This is a genomic window from Pseudomonas sp. Marseille-P9899 (assembly GCF_903166565.1).
Classification (GTDB): Bacteria; Pseudomonadota; Gammaproteobacteria; order Pseudomonadales; family Pseudomonadaceae; genus Aquipseudomonas; species Aquipseudomonas huaxiensis.
On record NZ_CAESCG010000010.1, the window covers coordinates 208,987 to 229,406 of the forward strand.

The 20,420-nt window shown below is 64.1% G+C and carries 15 protein-coding genes; 6 read left to right on the forward strand and 9 right to left on the reverse strand.

Annotated elements, in window-relative coordinates:
* Positions 1 to 147: 147 nt before the first annotated feature.
* The 6 genes from pepN to HWV67_RS30055 are packed head-to-tail and all read right to left on the reverse strand — an operon-like array spanning position 148 to position 6,662.
* Complete coding sequence (pepN, locus tag HWV67_RS30030; protein ID WP_175653846.1) at positions 148 to 2,805, reverse strand: aminopeptidase N; 2,658 nt, start codon at positions 2,803 to 2,805, stop codon at positions 148 to 150.
* Positions 2,806 to 2,818: 13 nt separating this feature from the next.
* A complete protein-coding gene (locus tag HWV67_RS30035; RefSeq protein WP_175653847.1) occupies positions 2,819 to 3,649 on the reverse strand; it encodes a DUF2797 domain-containing protein in 831 nt (276 codons plus the stop codon).
* Positions 3,646 to 3,906, reverse strand: a complete 261-nt coding sequence (locus HWV67_RS30040) for a YeaC family protein (RefSeq protein ID WP_095155678.1) — start codon at positions 3,904 to 3,906, stop codon at positions 3,646 to 3,648. The genes HWV67_RS30035 and HWV67_RS30040 overlap by 4 nt, the downstream gene beginning before the upstream one ends.
* A gap of 13 nt (positions 3,907 to 3,919) precedes the next feature.
* Positions 3,920 to 4,804: a rhomboid family intramembrane serine protease gene (locus tag HWV67_RS30045; protein WP_175653848.1), complete on the reverse strand. Its 885-nt coding sequence runs from the start codon at positions 4,802 to 4,804 to the stop codon at positions 3,920 to 3,922.
* Positions 4,801 to 5,775 (reverse strand): metallophosphoesterase, encoded by a 975-nt coding sequence (locus tag HWV67_RS30050; protein WP_175653868.1) that lies wholly within the window; start codon positions 5,773 to 5,775, stop codon positions 4,801 to 4,803. The genes HWV67_RS30045 and HWV67_RS30050 overlap by 4 nt, the downstream gene beginning before the upstream one ends.
* A complete protein-coding gene (locus tag HWV67_RS30055) occupies positions 5,772 to 6,662 on the reverse strand; it encodes an NAD(+) kinase (RefSeq protein WP_095155675.1) in 891 nt (296 codons plus the stop codon). Before HWV67_RS30055 ends, HWV67_RS30050 begins: the two co-directional genes overlap by 4 nt.
* 102 nt (positions 6,663 to 6,764) lie before the next feature.
* On the opposite strand from HWV67_RS30055, the gene HWV67_RS30060 reads away from it, so the two are divergent.
* Together HWV67_RS30060 and HWV67_RS30065 are read left to right on the forward strand one after the other, a co-directional pair.
* The gene (locus HWV67_RS30060) at positions 6,765 to 7,727 is read left to right on the forward strand and encodes a DUF1853 family protein (RefSeq protein ID WP_175653849.1); all 963 of its coding nucleotides are present in this window, start codon (positions 6,765 to 6,767) and stop codon (positions 7,725 to 7,727) included.
* Positions 7,728 to 7,832: 105 nt separating this feature from the next.
* Positions 7,833 to 8,381 carry a cytochrome b gene (locus HWV67_RS30065; protein WP_175653850.1) on the forward strand — a complete coding sequence of 183 codons (549 nt, stop codon included), beginning with the start codon at positions 7,833 to 7,835 and terminating at the stop codon, positions 8,379 to 8,381.
* Here the strand turns inward: HWV67_RS30065 and HWV67_RS30070 are convergent.
* Together HWV67_RS30070 and HWV67_RS30075 are read right to left on the reverse strand one after the other, a co-directional pair.
* Positions 8,378 to 9,268 carry a 1-aminocyclopropane-1-carboxylate deaminase/D-cysteine desulfhydrase gene (locus HWV67_RS30070; protein WP_175653851.1) on the reverse strand — a complete coding sequence of 297 codons (891 nt, stop codon included), beginning with the start codon at positions 9,266 to 9,268 and terminating at the stop codon, positions 8,378 to 8,380. The genes HWV67_RS30065 and HWV67_RS30070 overlap by 4 nt on opposite strands.
* A gap of 261 nt (positions 9,269 to 9,529) precedes the next feature.
* Positions 9,530 to 11,566, reverse strand: a complete 2,037-nt coding sequence (locus HWV67_RS30075; protein ID WP_175653852.1) for an NADPH-dependent 2,4-dienoyl-CoA reductase — start codon at positions 11,564 to 11,566, stop codon at positions 9,530 to 9,532.
* A 195-nt stretch (positions 11,567 to 11,761) separates the two neighbouring features.
* Here HWV67_RS30075 and HWV67_RS30080 point away from each other — a divergent pair, with 195 nt between their 5' ends.
* Positions 11,762 to 12,880, forward strand: a complete 1,119-nt coding sequence (locus tag HWV67_RS30080; RefSeq protein ID WP_175653853.1) for a carbon-nitrogen hydrolase family protein — start codon at positions 11,762 to 11,764, stop codon at positions 12,878 to 12,880.
* Positions 12,881 to 12,884: 4 nt separating this feature from the next.
* Entirely contained in the window at positions 12,885 to 13,937 is a 1,053-nt protein-coding gene (locus HWV67_RS30085) for an AraC family transcriptional regulator (RefSeq protein ID WP_175653854.1), read from the forward strand.
* A gap of 988 nt (positions 13,938 to 14,925) precedes the next feature.
* Here the strand turns inward: HWV67_RS30085 and HWV67_RS30090 are convergent.
* A complete protein-coding gene (locus HWV67_RS30090) occupies positions 14,926 to 15,813 on the reverse strand; it encodes a DUF2242 domain-containing protein (RefSeq protein WP_175653855.1) in 888 nt (295 codons plus the stop codon).
* Between the two features lie 194 nt (positions 15,814 to 16,007).
* Between HWV67_RS30090 and HWV67_RS30095 the strand changes: the two genes are divergently transcribed.
* Entirely contained in the window at positions 16,008 to 17,672 is a 1,665-nt protein-coding gene (locus HWV67_RS30095) for a cyclic peptide export ABC transporter (RefSeq protein WP_175653856.1), read from the forward strand.
* A 156-nt stretch (positions 17,673 to 17,828) separates the two neighbouring features.
* Positions 17,829 to 20,228 (forward strand): TonB-dependent siderophore receptor, encoded by a 2,400-nt coding sequence (locus HWV67_RS30100; RefSeq protein ID WP_371929358.1) that lies wholly within the window; start codon positions 17,829 to 17,831, stop codon positions 20,226 to 20,228.
* Positions 20,229 to 20,420: the final 192 nt, after the last annotated feature.

Here is a 20,420-nt window from a genome sequence, read left to right on the forward strand (position 1 = left end):
GGGCCATCCTATCGGGGATTGCGAAGGGCTGACAACGAACGGGACGTTATCTTTTGTTAAGCGGGGTGAGCGCCGATCGCGAGCAAGCTCGCTCCTACCCAATCCTGTAGGAGCGAGCTCGCTCGCGATGGACTCAAACTGGCAGAATCAGGCCAGGCTCTTGCTCACAACTTCAAACACATCACTGGACAACGTCCCGGAATCACGGATGCGCTCCAGCTCGCCCTTCATCAGCGCCTGACGCGCCGCGTCGTATTTGCGCCAGCGGGTCAGCGGCGCCAGTTGCCGCGAGGCGATCTGCGGGTTGAGGGCGTTGAGTTCGATGACGATGTCCGCCAGGAAGCGATAACCGGAACCGTCCGCCGCATGGAAGTTCACCAGGTTCTGCCCGGCAAAGGCGCCGATCAGGGCACGGACCTTGTTCGGGTTCTTCAGGGTGAACGCGGGGTGTTCCATCAGCGTGCGGACCCGCGCCAGACCACCCGGCATCGTGCTGCCGGCCTGGACGCTGAACCACTGGTCCATCACCAGCGGGTTGTCCTTGAAGTGCTCGGCGAAGGACGCCAGCGCCTTGGCCCGCTCGGCTTCGAACGGCGAATTGACCAACACCGCCAGCGCGGTCAGGCGCTCGGTCATGTTGTCGCACGCGTCGAACTGTTCCAGGGTCGCTTCCAGCACCTGCGGTTTGCCGCTGAGCATCAGGTACGACAGGACGATGTTCTGCAGGCTGCGGCGGGCGAAATGCTCGGCTTCGGCGACATAGGCGGTCTGCCGGGAGACGGCGCGATTGGCCTGGTAGCGCGACCACAGCGCCTCGAACAGGTGCTCGGCCAGTTGCTGACGAGCGAAATCACGCGCGGCGTGGATCGCATCGACATCGGCGATTTCGCTGATTTCGGTGAGGTAGGCCTCGCTCGGCAGCGAGAGCATCTCGGCGACCATGGCCTGGTCGAGCTGGTCATTGCCCAGCACGCTGCCCAGTGCGGTGACCAGACGCTGGTCGAGCACCAGCGCGGCGCCTTGCTGGTGCTGCGCGATCAGGTCCTGCAGCACCTGCACCGACAGTTGCTGGCCCGCTTCCCAGCGATTGAAGCCGTCGCTGTCGTGCTGCATGAGGAACATCAACTGGTCGCGGTCGTACGGGAAGCTCAGCTTGACCGGCGCGCTGAAGCCGCGCAGCAGCGACGGCAGCGGCTTGGCCGCGATACCGACGAAGGTGAAGGTCTGCTCGGCCTCGGTCACCGACAGCACGCGGGAAGTGCCGGCAGCAGCAGCTTCGCCGCTCAAGCGCAGCGGCAGGTCGTTGCCTTCGGCGTCGAGCAGGCCCAGTTCGACCGGGATCACGAACGGCTTTTTCTCGACCTTGTCCGGGGTTTCCGGGCAGCTCTGGCGGAAGGTCAGGCTGTAGGTCTGCGCGGCGGCGTCATACGACTCGCTGACCGCCAGGCGTGGCGTGCCGGCCTGGCTGTACCAGCGCTTGAACTGGGTCAGGTCGACGCCGTTGGCATCTTCCATGGCCTTGATGAAGTCGTCGCAGGTCACGGCCTGGCCGTCGTGGCGCTCGAAATACAGGTCGCTGCCCTTGCGGAAGCCTTCGGTGCCCAGCAGGGTGCGGACCATGCGCACCACTTCCGAACCCTTCTCGTAGACGGTCAGGGTGTAGAAGTTGGAAATCTCGATGAAGCTGTCCGGGCGCACGGCGTGGGCCATCGGACCGGCGTCTTCGGCGAACTGGTGGGTACGCAGGTAGGCGACGTCTTCGATGCGCTTGACCGTGCGCGAGTTGACGTCGGCGCTGAACTCGGCGTCGCGGAACACCGTGAAGCCTTCCTTGAGCGAGAGCTGGAACCAGTCGCGGCAGGTCACGCGGTTGCCCGACCAGTTGTGGAAGTATTCGTGGGCCACCACCGCTTCGACCCGCTGGTGCGCGGCGTCGGTGGCGGTTTCGGCGCGGGCCAGCACGCAACTGGAGTTGAAGATGTTCAGGCCCTTGTTTTCCATGGCGCCCATGTTGAAGTCGTTGACCGCGACGATCATGAAGATGTCCAGGTCGTACTCGCGCCCGTACACCTCTTCGTCCCAACGCATGGACTTCTTCAGGCTGGTCATGGCGTGCTGGCACTTGTCGATGTTTTCCGGCTCGACATAAATACGCAGGGTCACGTCACGCCCGGACTGGCGGGTGAACTTGTCTTCGACACACCACAAATCGCCCGCCACCAGGGCGAACAGGTACGCGGGTTTCTTGAACGGGTCTTCCCAGGTCGCCCAGTGCCGGCCGTCTTCCTGCGGGCCGCTGCCCACCGGGTTGCCGTTGGACAGCAGGACCGGATAGCGGTGCTGCTCGGCGATCACCGTGGTGGTGAACACGCTCATCACGTCCGGGCGGTCGAGGTAGTAGGTGATCTTGCGGAAGCCTTCGGCCTCGCACTGGGTGCAGAACATGCCGCTGGACTTGTACAGCCCTTCCAGCGCGGTATTGCTTTCCGGATGGATGCGCACACTGGTGTCGAGGGTGAACTGCTCCGCGCCCGGCTGCAGGGTCAGGTGGCTGTCGCTCAGCTCATAGTCGGCGGCGGTCAGTTCGCGGTCATCGAGAACCACGCTCAGCAGTTCCAGGTGCTGGCCGTCCAGCACCAGCGGCGGCAGGCCCGCGCCACGCGCCGGGTTGCGGCGCATGACCAACTGCGCATGGACCAGCGTGTGGTCCTCGAACAGCTCGAAGGTCAGGTGGGTTTCGTCGATCAGGTACTCGGGCGCCTGATAGTCCTTGAGGTAGATCACTTGCGGCTGTTCGGTACGCATGTGGCGGTCCTTTTTACTGATGCACGGCCAGTTGATAGGCCGTGTACTTGCGAATGTTGATCACGCCGGTGTCGAAAATCAGGTACTGGCCCTTGATGCCCAGCAGCGTGCCTTCGGCCACCGGGTTCTTGTCCAGGTTGAAGCTGACGATCTTGCTCGGGTAGGCCTCGACCGGGTAACGAATTTCCAGGGGCTGGCCGTCGTGCAGCGGCTGGATGGCCTGCAGGCCGAAGCGCTCCTGCAACGCCTTGAGGCCATCGGCACAACTGTCGAACAGTTGCTCGCGCACGGCCACCAGGTCCACCGCCTCGGCGTCACCCTTGAGCAGGGCGCGCCAGTTGGTGCGGTCGCCCACCTGGCTGCGCAGCAGGTCTTCGACCAGGCCGGACTGCTGGCGCGTGGCGACCCGCAGGATCGGCAGCGCCTGGCTGGCGCCCTGGTCGAGCCAGCGGGTCGGCAACTGGCTGGCGCGGGTGATGCCGACCTTGATGCCCGACGAGTTGGCCAGGTACACCACGTGGTCGGTCATGCAGAACTGCTCGCCCCAGGACGGCTCGCGGCAGGTGCCGGCGTCGTAGTGGCAGCGCTCCGGGCTCATGATGCAGACGTCGCACTGCGCCAGTTTGGTCATGCACGGGTAGCAATAGCCCTGGCTGAAGCTGGTCTTGGTCTTGCGTCCGCAATGGCTGCAGTGGATGGCGCCCAGGTATTCGAGGCGCACGGTCTGGCCGAGCATGGGGTTGACCGGAACTTCCACATCATCGAGGCGGAAAGCGTATTGCACGACCGGCGTCTCGAGACGCGCGGTCATTTTGCGAATGGAACCACGGCCGACTTCGATCAATGGATCGCATCCGACTTGAACAGGATGTTCGGCACGGTGATGGACTTCGACGCGCATTCCTGCGGGCCCATGTAGCCGGTGCGCTGCTCTTCGGGCAGGTTCTGGATTTCCCAGGCGATGACCGCCTGCAACGACAGCTCGCGCTGCTCGGCGGTGAGCTTGCGGCCGTCGGACCATTTACCGATTTCCACGGCCAGCTTCAGGCTTTCGTAGATTTCCGGGGTGATGTTTTCGATCATTTGCGCAAAAGTGGACATAGCGTCTCCCAAATCAAGCGGTCAGTTTACGCCGGGCCAGCGCCCCGCCCAAGAGCCCGCTCAGGCATCCGACCAACAACCCACCCACATGGGCGGCGTTGGCGATCTGGCCGAAACCGAGCAGGGTAATGAATCCGGTGAGGCACAGCAGCAGCCAGATCAGCATCATTGCCACCGTGCCCCGCGGCAGGCGGAATGCAGTGTCGGGGGCCAGCCACTGATACAGCCAGACATGCCCGAGCAAGCCATACAGCACACCCGACAGCCCGCCGAACAGGCTCGCGCCTTCAAACAGGTATTGGGCCGCGTTGGACACCAGGCCGAACACCAGGGTCAGGCCGAGCAAGACCCAGCGGCCTTGTCGCTGCTCGATACGCCGGCCCAGTTCCAGGTACCAGAGGCCGTTCATGGCCAGGTGGAGGAAGCTGAAATGCACCAGCATCGGGGTGATCAGGCGCCACCACTGGCCGGCCTGAAGGCTGACGTCCAGCGGGGTGAAGTAGACATAGTCGCCATTTACCTGGAAATCGAGGAAGGTCAGCCAGCGCAGGGTCGCGAGGTTGTCACCCAGCCCGGTGACGACCGCCACTACTACGCTGAGCAGCAACACGGCGGCGGTGGCCTTGCTGCTGCGCAGTTGCTCGACAAAGCCAGGGCGTGACGGCCTCGCGGGCGCCGGCGGTAACGGCTCGGCGCGCTGCACTTCGCCGTTGGGGTCGCCTTCAGGGTAATGCTGGTACAGGGTGCGAATCTGCTCGGCCATCGGCTCCGCGACCCACAGCACCTGCTCGTCGCCTTCGACGGAAACCCGGTGCCATACCTGAAGGCGCTGCAGCATCTCGACAAAACCGCCAAGGTCGATGTCCAACGGCAGGCGCAGCACCTGAACCACATTCATTGACTGGCCTCCGGCCGTTCCACATCGACCCAGACGAACTTGCGCGGGTCGATCCGGGTTTCATCGTCCAGCCGGTACGCCACCAGCTTTCCGTACAACACGGCACTGTAGTCGAGGCAGGCCAGGTTGGCGCGGATCGGCGCCGGCTTGCCGCTGCGCCAGTAATGCCCGACGAACAGCATCGGCTCGTTTTCGGCGTAGCGCAGCAAGGCGTTTTTCTGGCTGCGGCTGAGCGGCGCGCTGGCGACCGCATCCGGCAGCGCATCGGGCTGGAACACGATGTCGCCGTAGGTCTGCGGGTCTTCTTCCCAGAACTTGGTGCGGAAGAATGCGCGCGTCAGGCCATCGCCACCGGTCAGGGTCAGGCCGTCCGGCAGGCGCATGTCGGTGCCGCGCAGCAGGCGGTTGCACACCAGGTGGGCGAAGCTGTCGGGCTCGGCCGATGCCTGGACAAAGGCCTGGTCGATCACGCCCGCCGGATGCTGCTGGCGCAGGGCGTCGATCAGTCGACCGTCCCAACACGCATGCACCAGGCGGAAACGCCCGGCGTCGATGAACAGCGGCAACTGGTAGAACCAGCCGAGGAAATCGTGCCAGTCACCGGGGTGGTGCTCGAACTGGGTCAGGGTTTCGTCGATCAGCCGGGCATGGCGCGGCGTGTGCTCGCGCACCCAGGTCTTGCCGGTGCCGGGGGCAGCCGGGGTGGTCCAGCCGAGGGCGTTGTATTCATGGTTGCCCATGATGCAATGGGCCTGCCCGGCCTCGACCATGTCGTGGACGATGTGCAGGGCCTCGCGAATTCGCGGGCCGCGGTCGATGATGTCGCCGAGAAACAGTGCCTGACGCTGAGCATGCCGCCACACGCCGCCCAGCCGCTTGTAGCCAAGCGCGTCGAGCAAACGTTCGAGGGTGTGGGCACATCCGTGTACATCGCCGATCAGGTCGAAACTGCGCGCTGGATCGAGCATCAGTCGCCTCCACCACCCAGACGGCTGCCCCAGCCGAGCTTGGTCCGGCAGACCTCGTAATAATTGTGGTCCAGCGGATGGATCAGGCGCAGTTTCTGCGGTTTCTTGTTCACCGTGATGGTGTCGCCGGGGGCGCAGGTGAAGTGGTTCTGTCCGTCACAGGAGACTTGCGGGTAGATCTGCAGGTCCTGGGAGACGACGATTTTCAGCTCGCTGTTGCCGTCCACCACGATCGGCCGCCCGGACAGGGTGTGCGGGTACATCGGCACGATGACGATGGCGTCGAGTTTGGGGTGCATGATCGGCCCGCCCGCGGACAGCGCGTAGGCGGTGGAACCGGTCGGAGTAGCGACGATCAGGCCGTCGGCCTTCTGGCTGCAGACGAACTGGCCGTCGATGTAGATCTCGAATTCGATCATCCGGGTCGATTTGCCCGGGTGCAGGACCACGTCGTTGAGCGCATCGCCCTGACCGATGGCCTCACCGTGGCGGCGTACTTCGGCCTGGAGCAGGAAGCGGTTCTCGACCAGGTAATGACCGTCGAGCACTTCGGCGACCTTCACTTCCAGCTCATCGGGCCGGATATCGGTGAGGAAGCCCAGGCTGCCGCGGTTGATCCCCAGCACCGGAATATTGTGTCGTGCCAGCGCACGCGCGGCGCCGAGCAGGCTGCCGTCGCCGCCGACGACGATGACCAGGTCACAGACCTCGCCCAACAGCTTGCGCGAGGACGTCTGCAGGCCGTGGCCCGGCAGGACTTCGGCGATGGTGTCCTCGAGAATGACGTGCAGGTGCCGGTTCAGCAGGAATTTTTTCAGACGGCGAATGGTATCGAGCACCTGGGAGCTGCCGAGGCGACCGATGATACCGATATTGCGAAATTGCTCCATGGGGCTCCTGCAAGGCTCTGCGGCGGTAAAAGGGCACGGCGGCCAAAGGCCCGATTATGGGCGAAAGCGCCGGCCAGCGGCAAACGGGGCTATGCTCGCTGGATGAATCCGTTCGCCGCCCTGCAAGACCTGCCCCGCCACCTGCGCCAGCCTGCGGTCCGCGACCTGGCCTGGGCGCTGCTGTCGCCGCCGCTGCTGGAAACCGCGCCGTGGCCGCAGCGCCATCCCCTCAGCGGCAGCGACTGGCGCGAAGACCCGGATGGCCTGCGCGACTGGCTGCTGCGCCTCGACCTCGATCCGGCGCCGCTGCTGGCCTGGCTGGCGCGCTCGGTCAGCCGGCGGCTGGGGCTGTATTACGAACGGCTCTGGCAGTTCGCCCTGACCCAGGCGCCCGGCGTGGAGTTGCTGGCCGCCAACCTGCCGATCCGCCAGGGCGGGCACACTCTCGGCGAACTGGACATCCTGCTGCGCGACCGCGAAGGCGTGCATCACCTGGAACTGGCAATCAAGTTCTACCTCGGCCCCGGCAATGGCGACGGCGTCGACCCGGCGCACTGGCTCGGCCCCGGCTGCCACGACCGGCTGGACCGCAAACTGAGCCATCTGGCCGAACACCAACTGCCGATCTCGGCCCGCGCGGAAAGCCGCGACGCACTCGCGAGCCTTGGCCTGGATCAGGTGCAGGCGCGTTTGTGGCTGGGCGGTTACTTGCTCTATCCCTGGCCCGCCCACGCCGATTCTCCCCACGGTGCACACCCGCAGCACCTGCGCGGACGCTGGCTGCATCAGCGTGACTGGCCTGCATTCCACGCCAGCCACGCCGACGGGCGCTGGCAATTGTTGCCCCGCCAGGCTTGGTTGGGGCCGGCCCGCATTACTGCGGAAGAACTGTGGAGCGAGGAGCGTCTCCAGCTCTGGCTCGCGGCCCTCGATCCATTGGCTCAGGCCCAGTTGCTGGTGCGCCTGGAGCCGGGGGACGATGGCGACTGGCAGGAAGCCGAGCGTTTGTTCCTGGTTGCGGATCGCTGGCCCGACCTGCCCGAAACCTTGACCCAGACGCCTTGACCACGGCTTTATTTGCCGACTTCGCCTATCGCAATGCCGCGCAGCGATTAGAGTTGAAGATCAGCGCCAGCAAGAGCGCACTCCCTGATCTGACGAGGAATCCCCATGACCCTGACCAATACGCGAGAGCGCTACGGCAGCCTGTCCATCGCCCTGCACTGGCTGATGCTGGTTCTGCTGGCCGCGGTGTACGCCTGCATCGAATTGCGCGGCCTGTTCCCCAAGGACAGCGCCGAGCGGGAACTGATGAAAACCCTGCACTTCATGCTCGGCCTGACCGTGTTCGTGCTGGTCTGGTTGCGGCTGGCCCTGCGGCTGATCCGCCCGACACCGCGCATCATCCCCGCCCCGCCCGCCTGGCAGACCGGCCTGGCGCACCTGCTGCACGCGGTGCTGTACGCGCTGATGATCGGCTTGCCGCTGGCCGGCTGGGTCATCCTCAGCGCCGCCGACAAACCGATCCCCTTCTACGGCTTCGACCTGCCCGCGCTGGTGGCGCCGGACAAGGACCTGGCGCGCTTCGTCAAAGGCTGGCATGAGTGGTTTGGCGCGCTGGGCTACTGGCTGGTGGGGCTGCACGCGGTGGCCGGGCTGTATCACCACTATGTGCGCAAGGACAATACGTTGCAGCGGATGCTGCCGGCCAAGGACTAGGCGAGACCGCGTCGGCCCTGCAACCCGCCAGTGTGGATAAAGATCAACCGGGTGCCCGCTTCGAAGGCCCCGGCTTCCACCCGCTGCTTCAGTGCCAGCAACGCTTTTCCGGTGTACACCGGCTCCAGCGGCACGCCTGATTCGGCCTCGCTTTGATCGATGAAGGCCAATAATTCATCGTCAACCTTGGCAAAGCCGCCGCGGCTGGCATCGTGTAGGTGATAGTCGGCGAGGCTGCCGGTCAACGCCGGCACGCCCTCTTCCACGCCATATCCCGGTGGTACGGCCAACGCGCCATGCACCGGATGAGCGCCCTCTTCTGCCAGGACCAACCCGGCCAGGGTAGTGCCGGTACCGACTGCCAGCCACCAAGCGTCGTAATCGCTCCAGCCGAGGGCCGGCAATTGTGCCCGTGCCTGCTCGACGATCAAGGCACAGCCGCTGGCGCCCAACGCACCGCCGCCGCCTTCCGGCACGCAATGCCAGCCGGGGTAACGCGCTTGCCAGGGCTGCCAGAAGTCCGGTTCGTTGCGGGCGCGATAGCCGCCATAACCGAGCCAATGCAACTGCATGCCGAAGGCTTCGAGATCACGGGTGGTGGGCGTGTCTTGCGGATGACCGCGCAGCAGCCCGACGGTGGCGAAGCCGAAACGCTGACCGGCAGCGGCCAGCGCATGGAGGTGATTGGAGTGATTGCCGCCCAGGCTGATGATCCCCGGCGCGCCGCTGCGTCGGGCGATTCGCAGGTGTTCGAGCAGCTTGAACCACTTGTTGCCGCTGATCATGGGGTCGATCAGGTCGAGACGCAGAAGGGCGACCTGAATACCGGCTTTGGTTATCCAGGGCAGGGAAAGTGTTTGTAGAGGGGCTTGGGGGAGATTGAGCATGCCGCCGATTCTACAGGCGGCATCTACCGCGAGGGAGCAACTGTCTTGCTCGAAATCTGAACGTTTGCTCGCGCCCTTGTGGGAGTGGCTTCAGCCGCGAACGGCGGCGAAGCCGTCGTAAAACCTGAATCCCCGAGCAGGCTGATACACCTCGGATACCGGTTTTGTGGCCGCTGCGCGGCCAATCGCGGCTCAAGCCGCTCCTACCAGGTCTTGTGTCAGGCAATAAGCCCGGCCAACTCCCACAGAGCAAGCTACCCGTCAGAGCTCAGCGGCCAACCGCGAACCCTGGTTGATCGCGCGCTTGGCATCCAGCTCCGCCGCCACGTCCGCGCCGCCGATCAGGTGCACCGACTGCCCCGCCGCCACCAGGCCGTCATGCAGTTCGCGCAGCGGGTCTTGGCCGGCGCAGATAACCACATTGTCCACCGGCAGCACCTGCGGCTCACCTTCGCCGATGCGGATATGCAAACCGGCATCATCGATCCCCAGGTAATCGACGCTGTTGAGCATCTGCACCTGCTTGTTCTTCAACCCGGTACGGTGAATCCAGCCGGTGGTCTTGCCGAGGCCGTCGCCGACCTTGGTTTTCTTGCGTTGCAGCAGGTAAACCTGACGCGCCGGCGCATGCGGTGCGGGCTTGATCCCGGCGACACCGCCACGGGCTTCGAGACCGGTATCGATGCCCCACTCCTTCCAGAACGCTTCGCGGTCCTGGCTGGTGGCGACACCCTCGTGAACGAGGAACTCGGAGACGTCGAAACCGATGCCACCCGCGCCGATCACCGCCACGCGCTGCCCCACCGGTTTGCGCTCCAGCAGTACGTCGAGGTAGTTCATCACCTTGGGATGGTCGACACCGGGAATGGCCGGCAGACGCGGAACGATGCCGGTGGCGAGGATGATTTCGTCGTAGCCGCCGGCCGCCAGTTGCGCCGCGTCGACCCGGGTGTTCAGGCACAGCTCGACGCCGGTGGTCTGCAACTTGCGACCGAAGTAGCGCAGGGTCTCGTAGAACTCTTCCTTGCCCGGCACGCGTTTGGCGACATTGAACTGCCCGCCGATCTGGCCAGCGGCATCGAACAGCACCACCTGGTGGCCGCGCTCGGCCGCCACCGTCGCCGCCGCCAGACCCGCCGGGCCGGCGCCGACCACAGCAATGCGCTTGACCTGGGTTACCGGCAGGTAATTGAGCTCGGTTTCATGGCAGGCCCGCGGGTTGACCAGGCAGGTTGTCAGCTTGCCGCCGAAGGTGTGGTCCAGGCAGGCCTGGTTGCAGCCGATGCAGGTGTTGATTTCATCGCCACGCCCCGCCGCCGCCTTGTTGACGAACTCCGGGTCGGCGAGGAACGGCCGCGCCATCGAAACCATGTCGGCATCGCCCTCGGCCAGCACCTGTTCGGCAACTTCCGGGGTGTTGATGCGGTTGGTGGTGATCAGCGGGATCTTCACCGCGCCACGCAGCTTGGCGGTGACCTTGCTGAAGGCCGCGCGCGGCACCTTGGTGGCGATAGTCGGGATACGCGCTTCGTGCCAGCCGATACCGGTGTTGATGATCGTGGCGCCGGCCTGTTCGACGGCCTGGGCCAGTTGCACGATTTCTTCCCAGTTGCTGCCGCCTTCCACCAGGTCGAGCATCGACAGGCGGAAGATGATGATGAAATTCGGGCCTACCGCCTCGCGGACACGGCGGACGATCTCTACCGCCAGGCGCATGCGGTTCTCATAGCTGCCGCCCCAACGGTCGGTACGGTGGTTGGTGTGGGCGGCGAGGAACTGGTTGATGAAGTAGCCTTCCGATCCCATGATCTCGACGCCGTCGTAGCCGGCGCTCTGCGCCAGTTGGGCGCAGTTGACGAAGTCGGCGATCTGTTTCTCGATGCCCTCTTCGTCCAGTTCCTTGGGTTTGAACGGGTTGATCGGTGCCTGGATGGCGCTCGGCGCGACCTGCTTGGGGCTGTAGGCGTAGCGACCGGCGTGGAGGATCTGCAGGCAGATCTTGCCGCCCGCTTCGTGCACCGCCTCGGTGACGATGCGGTGTTTCTCGGCTTCTTCCGGGGTGTTCAGCTTGGCCGCGCCGGAATACACACCGCCTTCCACGTTAGGGCCGATACCGCCGGTCACCATCAGGCCAACGCCGCCACGGGCGCGCTCGGCGAAATAGGCCGCCATGCGCTCGAAGCCATCGGGCTTTTCTTCAAGGCCAGTGTGCATCGAGCCCATCAGGGTGCGATTGCGCAGGGTGGTGAAGCCGAGGTCCAGGGGAGCGAGCAGGTGCGGGTAGTGAGCGGCGGTCATGATGATCTCCACAAGCGGTGCGAATCACGGAATGCAGGGCCTCTCGTACAAACAGCGGGCCCCGTCGGTTTGTATGGAGCCGACATTAAAGTGCACCCCGTCGGCGCTCAATGACCGAAAGTGACAAGTTATTGATCCAACTGCACCGGGACGACTAACCTAGTGTCCGAATTCTTACCCGGCCTTGTCCGCCACATGCGAAAACTTCTGTCAGGCGCCCTGGCGCTTGTTCTCCTCGCCGCCCTTGGCGGCTACCTGATCTGGGCCGAGCAGCGCCCCGAAGGTCATTACCTGTCCGATCTGCGGATCGAGCTCGCGCTGAGCGAAGGCATTCCCAGCGGCCAGGGCAACCTGCTCGGCATCGAGCCGCTGCTCTACCCCGGTGACTACCAGAACCTCACCCGCCTGCACCGCAAACTCGCCGCCTATCTGGAGCAAGCGCGGGTCCAGGGCCTGGTCAATGAGCGCACCGTTGTGATCCTGCCCGAGCATATCGGCACCTGGCTCTGGGCCCGTGGCGAGAAAAAAGAGATGTACCAGGTCACCCACCTGCGCGAGGCGCGCCAGTGGCTGGAACTGAGCAACCCGCTGCGCTACGGCCTGGCGATGGTCGCGGCGCAAGGCGACGACCGCCGCGCCGACGCCCACCTGCGGATGAAGGCCGGGCAGATGGCCGCCGATTACCAGCAACTGTTCGGCGGGTTGGCCAAGGAATTCGGCGTGACACTGGTGGCCGGTTCCATCGTGCTGCCCGAGCCGTACCTAGACCACGGCATCCTGCGTGCCGGTTCCGGTGCCCTGTACAACAGCAGCCTGGTGTTTGCCGGCGACGGTTCCGTGCTCGGTCAGCCGCAACGCCAGCAGTACCCGGACGGCAGCACCCGGCGCTTTATCGAGCCGGGCACCGCATATCCGCCGCAAGTCCTGGACACTCCGGCTGGGCGCCTCGGCGTACTGGTCGGCAGCGATGCCTGGTACCCGTCCAACTACCAGCAACTGGCTGGCCAGCACGCACAGATCATCGCCAACCCGGCATTCGTCGATGGCAAGGGCGCCTGGGCCGGGCCCTGGCGCGGTAACCGCCATCAACCGCTGGCCGCTGACCTGAGCCTCAAGCCGGGCGAAGTCAGCGAGGATCAGGCCTGGTATCGCCTGAGTTCCGACGGTGTACCGGCCGGGATCGCCAGCATGAGCGTGTTCCTGCGTGGGCAGTTCTGGGAGGTCCGCGGCGAAGGCCTGGGCTTCGCCAACCTCAATGGCCTGCACCTTGCCAGTGCTGGCCATGGCGCACGGCTGCTGAACCTGTGGCTGTAGGTCCGTGAGCCGGCCACGGGTACGTCTGGGTGACCTTTCGGTCGGCTTTATCCAGAACCTGGAACAGGCGCTAACCGAACGCGGCCAGAACCCTGCGCCGTTGCTGGAGCGCTATGGCCTGACCCCGCAGCGTCTGGCCGAACCCGGCGCGCGGCTATCGATTCCGCGCTACATGCACCTCGGCCACGCCGCCATCGAACAATCCCGCGAGCCGGCGCTGGGTCTGCATATGGGACGCCTGAGCCGGCTGGGTCAGGCGGGGCTGGCCGGCGTGACCGCGGCCCAGGCGCCCAACGTGGGCGAAGCGGCGCGCACATTGCTGCGCTTCGAACCGCTGTACGCCGCCAACTACCGCGGCCAGTCGAGTTTCGAGGAAGACAGTCATGGCGCCTGGCTGCGTTTCTATTCCATCAGCCCGTACAACGCCTACAACCGTTTTGTGGTGGATTCGCTGCTGTCCGGCTGGCTGGCGCAACTTTCGGGCCTGGCCGGCCAGCCGCTGCAGGCCGAGCGGATCGAAATCGAGTTCGATGTCCCGGCCTACGCCGAGAGCTATCAAGCGCTCAGCCTGGCGCCGGTGCAGTTTGGCGCCCAGACCAACCAGTTGCGGTTGAGCCGCGCGGTGCTGGAACTGCGCAACCCCGCGCATTGCCCCAGCACCTGGCAGCACCTGCTGCAACTCTGCGAACAGGAACTGCTGGAACGCACCCGCATCCGCAGCCTCGGCGAACGCATCGCCCACCTGCTCGGGCCGCTGCTCAACGGCGGGCGGGAGCCGGACCTGGAAGAAGTGGCGCGGCGCCTGCAACTGCCGACCTGGACACTACGGCGCAAACTCGCCGAAGAAGGCACCCAGTTTCGCGCCATTCTCAACGACACCCGTCGTGACCTGGCCATGAGTTATATCCGCGATACCGAACTGGCGTTTGGCGAGATTGCCTATCTGCTGGGGTTTGCTTCGGCGGAGGCATTTCAGAGGGCGTTCAAGCGCTGGAGCGGGGTGACACCGGGGGAGTTTCGGCGGAGTCAGCGGCGGTCGGAAAAGATCAGCGTCTGACGGTTTGGTTTGTGGACTTATCCATTTGATTTGGCGAGGCTGCCGGCCCCTTCCGCCTTTACGGCGGCCAACTTTTCTGCTTGGGAAAAGTTGGCAAAACCGCTCGCTCCCACATACGGCCCTACGCTGCGCTTCGGGTCCCCTCCCTCCGGCGCCTTTCGGGGCCACGCGGCCTACGACTCGCTTCGCAAGTCTACATCTCGCGTCTTCGGCTGCGCCGAAGGTGCTGCGCACTGCCCCTACAGGCACCTCCGCTCGGCCTCCTGAAGTCGCGAAGTTACGGGCGGCGTCTGTGATGACGGATCTTCGAAATCAAAATCTAACTAACAGGCGCGCCCCAAGGCGCTCTTGATCTTCGTGCGCGAAAGTCCAGACGACACAAATTGCGACGTCAGAAGGCCGAGTGGAGGTGTCTGAAGGGGCAGGTGCGCAGCACCCTTCGGCGTAGCCGAAGACGCGAGATGTAGACTTGCGAAGCAAGTCGTAGGCCGCGTGGCCCCGCAAGACACCGGAGGGAGGGGACCCGGAGCACAGCGTAGGGCCGGATGCAGGAGCCAGCGGTTTTCGTCCATTTTGCCAAGACAAAAGGACCCGCCGTAAAGGCGGAAGGGGCCGGCAGCGCCGCAGCATCGAATGGATAAGCTCGCAAGACCAAAGCCAAAATCCAAAGATCACCGTCCCCACCATTCAGCTACAACCAAACAAAAAAAGGCCAGTGCAAAAACACTGGCCCTTTCATTTCAATCCCCGCGTCATACCGCTCAGGACGCTGTTCAAAGCTCGGTAGCATCATCGGCTGGCTCTGGTGGGTCCAGTTCGAAGGCTTGGTATTCGAGAAGTTCTTCCTGGTAATCGTCCATTTTCACCTGCTCCGTTTCGGTCTGTTCATCTCTGGTTCAAGGTTCACCCTAAAGTGCACCGGTGAAGAAAAAATGACAACATCGTGTAGGAAAATAAACGTAGCAGGTGTTACAGGATTTATCCCGGGCTAGAGGGCTGCGGGCGTTTCGCCGCTGGTCGGGGCGGGTGGCGTTTCCGAGGTCGGTACGCTAGTGGCCGGGGCCGCAGTTTCGGTCACGACTGGCGCAACAACCGGCTCGGCGTTGATCGGCGCGGCCTCGGCAGGCGGCGCGATAGGCTGCGAGCCTTTGCTGTCATCGATCAGCGGCGCGGCCTGGGTTTCCACCACCGGTGCAGCGACCGGTACGGACGCGGCTTCCGGCGCGGCGGCCTGGGCGGTAGGCGCGGCGGCGGCAGGCATTTCCGGCACGCCCAGCTCGACGGCTGGCTTGGCTGGAGCAGCGGCTTCAGGCGCGATAGCTTCAGGCGCCACGGCCTTCTTCTTGGTCGGCTTGGGCAGGAAGCTTTCCACCAGGGCGAAGTAACGGTCGTAGAACTGGGTCGAGGTCACCGTCTCGCTGGCCACCTTGACCATGGAGTCGTCGGACGAGCCGATCGGCATCGACACCGAGCCAAGCACACCGACACCCAGGCTCGCCGAGGTGTTGGACTTCTTCAGCGCGTAGCGGTCCTGCAGGGCGTTGGCGAACATGGTCGAGCGCTGTGCGCCGCTCATGTCGTTGGCGCAAACCACGTTGAAGGTGATCTGCAGGTGGCTATCGCCAGTCTGCTGGAAGCTTTTGTTGCCGTTGACCTGGCCTTTGTCGCTGGAGGTGATGATGTAGCCCTGGCTCAGCAACGCGCGACGGGCCGCTTCGCAGGAGCCGGACTCGCTGACCGGGAAGCTGCGGGAGAAGGTCCCGGAATCATCGAAATTCTCGTGTTCGTAGACAGCGGCTTTCTTCGAGGAACAGCCGGCGACACCCGCCAGCACAAGGGCCAGCCCGAGCGCACCGAGGACGGTTGACTTTGACATTGCAAATCCTGGAGGGGAGAAACGGCGCCTATTGTGCAACACATGGCGAGTCACTGAAACCGCCCGTCGGTGAATCAGCGACAGAATTCATCTGTCCGACAGATGGCAGGGCTTCTCCACCCTTTAAATTTCCTCTGTTGCACCTCGTCCTCTCCCTGACGGCAAAAACCCTCAGCGACCCGAGAGACCACCGCATGACGCTCAAAACCGAAAACCTGACCGGGGAAACCCTGCGCATCCTCAAGCCGTACTGGTGGCTGGTGGTGCTCTCCACTGTGCTGGGGATCGTCAGCGGCCTGAGCGTCACCGGCCTGCTGGCCACCCTCAACAACGCCATGACCCAGGACGGCGGGCCGAACGTCAATTCAGCCCTGATGTTTGCCGGTCTGCTGGTGCTCACCCTCGCCTGCTCCACGCTGTCGAGCCTGTTGAGCAACAAGGTCGGCCAACGGGTCGTGGCCAACCTGCGCCGCGAACTGGCGGCCAAGGTGCTGGTGGCGCCGATCGAGCAACTCGAGCGCTATCGCTCGCACCGGCTGATTCCGGTGCTGCTCAATGACGTCACCACCCTGAGCAACTTCGCCCTGTCGGTGGCGCCGATGGTGATCGCCTTTACCGTGACCCTCGGCTGCCTGAGTTACCTGGCATTCCTCTCGTGGCAGATCCTGTTGCTGACCCTGGTCACCGTGGCGATCGGCAGCGGCGCCCAGTACCTGGCGCACAAGGCCGGCATGCGCAGCATCCTCGCGGCCCGCGACGGCGAAGACGAGTTGCAGAAGCACTACCAGGCACTGTCGGCCGGCGCCAAGGAACTGCGCATCCAGCGCCGTCGCCGCCAGCACATGCTGGATGAAAAGATCTTCACCACCACCGAACGCATCTGCACCTCGAACATCCGCGCGGCCAATATCTTCGTCAGCGCCGAGACCTTCGGTTCGATGCTGTTCTTCGCCGTGATCGGGATGGCTGTCGCCTTCCAGGCCCTGTGGCCGGCGGCGGAAAAAACCGTGCTGGGCGGTTTCGTGCTGGTGATGCTCTACATGAAAGGCCCGCTGGAGCGACTGGTCACCGCCATGCCAATCATCTCCCGGGCCAAGATCGCCCTGGGTCGGATCGCGGAGCTGTCGTGGAAGTTCTCCTCGCCGGAACCGCACCTGCTGGTCAGCGACCGCCCTTCTGCCCTGCAGAACATGCAGACCCTGGAACTGCGCAACGTGCGCTACGACTACCCGCCGGTGGAAGGCAGCGAGTCCTTCCACCTCGGCCCGATCAACCTGAGCATCAAGCAGGGCGACATCGTGTTCATCGTCGGCGAGAACGGCGGCGGCAAGACCACCCTGATCAAGCTGCTGCTCGGCCTGTACACCCCGCAACAGGGCGAAACCCTGCTTAACGGCGAGGTGCTGCAACCGGAGGAACTGGACGACTACCGCCAGTTGTTCACCACCATCTTCGCCGACTACTACCTGTTCGACGATCCGCTGCCGGGGGACGCGCCGCTGACCGGCGATGCCGCGAAATACCTGGAGCGCCTGGATATCGCCCACAAAGTCAGCATCCGCGACGGCGCGTTCACCACCACCGACCTGTCCACCGGCCAGCGCAAGCGCCTGGCGCTGATCAGCGCCTGGCTGGACGAACGCCAGTTGCTGGTGTTCGACGAATGGGCCGCCGATCAGGACCCGGCCTTCCGCCGGGTGTTCTACACCGAGCTGCTGCCGGAGCTGAAACAGCAAGGCAAGACCATCATCGTCATCTCCCACGATGACCGGTATTTCCCGATTGCAGATCAACTCGTCCGAATGGAAGGTGGACGGATCAGGGTCGAGCAGGTGGAAGAGCAGGCAATGCCCGCCTGACAACTGCAGTTAACCTGGCGCTCGCGCCTTTCAGACCGGTTGCCGGAGGGGGTGGTGGTAGGCAAGTGCCATCACATGCCAGAATGTGATACTCCACACAAATGGATATCATTTTCTTTGGCATCCCGACCCTCCTCATCTTCCTTTGCGTTACTGCTGAAGCTCGTCCTGCGGGTAAGGAAACCCGCCCTGACAGCCGCCGTTTCGCTCCTTGCCCTGTCGCAGAACACTCAGGTTCACGCTGCGGAAAAGGACTTCAACATTCCTGCGCAACCCTTGTGGAGTGCCCTGCAGGAGTGGGGGCGGCAAAGTGACCTGCAAGTGCTGGTCAACCCGGAGCAGATTCAGGGCGACGTCAGCCCGGCGTTACGTGGCCGCTACTCTCCCGAACAGGCCGCCCGCCTGTTGCTGAAAAACTGCAGCCTCGACTACAGCCTGCAGGGTGACACCCTGACCCTGGGCCCGGCCGCCGGTCCCACGGTACTGGACATGGCGCCCACTTCGATCAGCGCCGAGCCGCTTGATGCCACCAGCGAATTCACCCGGTCGTATGCCGCCTCGGCGGTGACCCTTGGCAAATCGACACAGACCCTGCGGGAAACCCCTCAGTCGGTGACCGTCATGACCCGTCAATTGATGGACGACTGGCACCTCACCAGCCTCGACCAGGTGCTGGCGCAGACGCCGGGCATGACCTTCGGCCAGCGTAATTTCGGCTCTCATCTCTACCAGTCGCGCGGGTTCGTGCTGGGGGACGAGAGTTACCTGATGGACGGGATTTCCGGTCAGGCCTACAACATCACCGCCTGGCTGCCGGTGGACATGGCCATCTATGACCGTGTCGAAGTGCTGCGCGGCGCCTCGGGGCTGCTTATCGGCCCCGGCAACCCGGGCGGCGCGGTGAACCTGGTGCGCAAGCGCCCCACCGCCGAGCCGCGGCTCACGGTCATGTCCCGCGCTGGCTCATGGGATGGCTACCGGCTCGATCTGGATGGCAGCGGCAAGCTCAATGAAGAAGGCACGCTGCGCGGACGCTTTATCACCGCCTATGAGGACAAGGGCTCCTACATCGATGAGAAGAAATCCACGCAACCGCTGCTGTACGGCATCGTGGACGCCGACCTCGACGACGACACCGTCCTGACCGGCAGCCTTCGCTACCAGTCTGGACAGTTCAAGGGCTACTCGATCTATGGGCTGCCGCGCTACAAAGACGGCAGTTCCCTGGACATCTCCCGCTCCACCGCGCTGGTTCAGGACTGGAACGAACACGAAGCCGAGGTCACTGAAGCCTTCACCGAACTCACCCATCGCTTCAACGACGACTGGAGCGCCACAACCTCGGTGATCCACTCCCAGGGCAGCTTCAACCTGGCAGTGGCCTATGCCCGCGGCGCAGTGGACCCGATTACCCAGAGCGGAACAGCGTTCAGGGGCGTTGAGTTCCGCCACACCGACATCGACAGCACCGGCGTGGACAGCCATGTCGAAGGCCACTTCGAGTGGTTCGACCTGCCGCAGCAGATCACCCTCGGCGCGAACTGGTCCCGCCAGGACGTTCTGGAAAAACGTGTACCGGTGGCCGTGAACGTACCTGTGGATATCTTCGACGTCGATCACCATGCCTTCGCCAGGCCAGAACGCCCCGCCTGGACCTCGATCAACCAGTCGGTGGACCAGCGCAGCGGTGTTTACGCCAACGCCCGCCTGCGCCTCGCCGAACCCCTGACCCTGGTACTGGGCACACGGCTCAGTTGGTACAAATACGATTTCAACTACAAGCTTGCCAGCGGCGACTTCACCGCCCGCCAGGATCACCGGCTGACGCCTTTCGCCGGCCTGATCTATGACCTCGATGAGCAATGGTCCTGGTACGCCAGCTACGCCGACATCTACCAGCCACAAAGCGTCTATCGCACCTCCAGCGGTTCGACCCTCGACCCGGCAGTGGGCACCAACTACGAAACCGGGATCAAGGGCGAGTTGCTGGACAAGCGGGTGAACCTGTCGCTGGCGCTGTTCTTTATCCGTCAGGACGACGTGGCCGCCCTCGACACGGCCAGCCTCGACAAATGCCTGACCAACGACCCCACCGGCACTTGCTACGTCAATGGCATCACCCAACGCAGCCGCGGCGTCGACTTCGAAGTCAGTGGTGAAGTCCTGCCGGGGCTGCAGGTGATGGCGGGCTACACCTTCAACACGACCCACAGCAGTGCCGGCGGCCCGGTCTCCAACGAAACCCCGAAACACCTGGCACGGCTGACGACCAGCTACACCCTGCCCGGCGAGTGGAACCGGCTGACGGTGGGCGGCGGCGTCTCGGCGCAGTCCGGTTATTCCTGGAACAACAGCCCGAACCAGAACTATGGCTCACCGGGGCGGGCGATCTGGGATGCGCGAGTCTCATGGAAACTGGACGAACACTGGACCCTCGGCCTGAGCGGAGAAAACCTGCTGGACCGCAAGTACTACTACTCCGCCAATGCCCTCGATCGCGGCAATCTGTTCGGCGATCCCCGCAGCTACATGGCCACCCTGCGCGGCGATTTCTGAGCCGCCCTACCCTGCCTTTTTGCCTTCCTCCAGAGCTGCTGAGGCCCTCGCCCCAGCAGCCTTCCTGCGCCAGTAAAAAAGCGCCATAAAAACAGCGAACCTCTTTAAAAGCGCAGATTTCCGACGATTTTTCATGATCTCTCAGAAAGTGAAAATTCCGTTAAATCCATGCAGGTGCAACTCGTTCTCTTC

Coding starts and splice junctions, on each gene's coding strand:
- pepN (WP_175653846.1), bottom strand. CDS start 2,805: ATGCGTACCGAACAGCCGCAAGTGATCTACCTCAAGGACTATCAGGCG.
- HWV67_RS30040 (WP_095155678.1), bottom strand. CDS start 3,906: ATGTCCACTTTTGCGCAAATGATCGAAAACATCACCCCGGAAATCTAC.
- HWV67_RS30045 (WP_175653848.1), bottom strand. CDS start 4,804: ATGAATGTGGTTCAGGTGCTGCGCCTGCCGTTGGACATCGACCTTGGC.
- HWV67_RS30055 (WP_095155675.1), bottom strand. CDS start 6,662: ATGGAGCAATTTCGCAATATCGGTATCATCGGTCGCCTCGGCAGCTCC.
- HWV67_RS30060 (WP_175653849.1), top strand. CDS start 6,765: ATGAATCCGTTCGCCGCCCTGCAAGACCTGCCCCGCCACCTGCGCCAG.
- HWV67_RS30065 (WP_175653850.1), top strand. CDS start 7,833: ATGACCCTGACCAATACGCGAGAGCGCTACGGCAGCCTGTCCATCGCC.
- HWV67_RS30070 (WP_175653851.1), bottom strand. CDS start 9,268: ATGCTCAATCTCCCCCAAGCCCCTCTACAAACACTTTCCCTGCCCTGG.
- HWV67_RS30075 (WP_175653852.1), bottom strand. CDS start 11,566: ATGACCGCCGCTCACTACCCGCACCTGCTCGCTCCCCTGGACCTCGGC.
- HWV67_RS30080 (WP_175653853.1), top strand. CDS start 11,762: ATGCGAAAACTTCTGTCAGGCGCCCTGGCGCTTGTTCTCCTCGCCGCC.
- HWV67_RS30090 (WP_175653855.1), bottom strand. CDS start 15,813: ATGTCAAAGTCAACCGTCCTCGGTGCGCTCGGGCTGGCCCTTGTGCTG.
- HWV67_RS30095 (WP_175653856.1), top strand. CDS start 16,008: ATGACGCTCAAAACCGAAAACCTGACCGGGGAAACCCTGCGCATCCTC.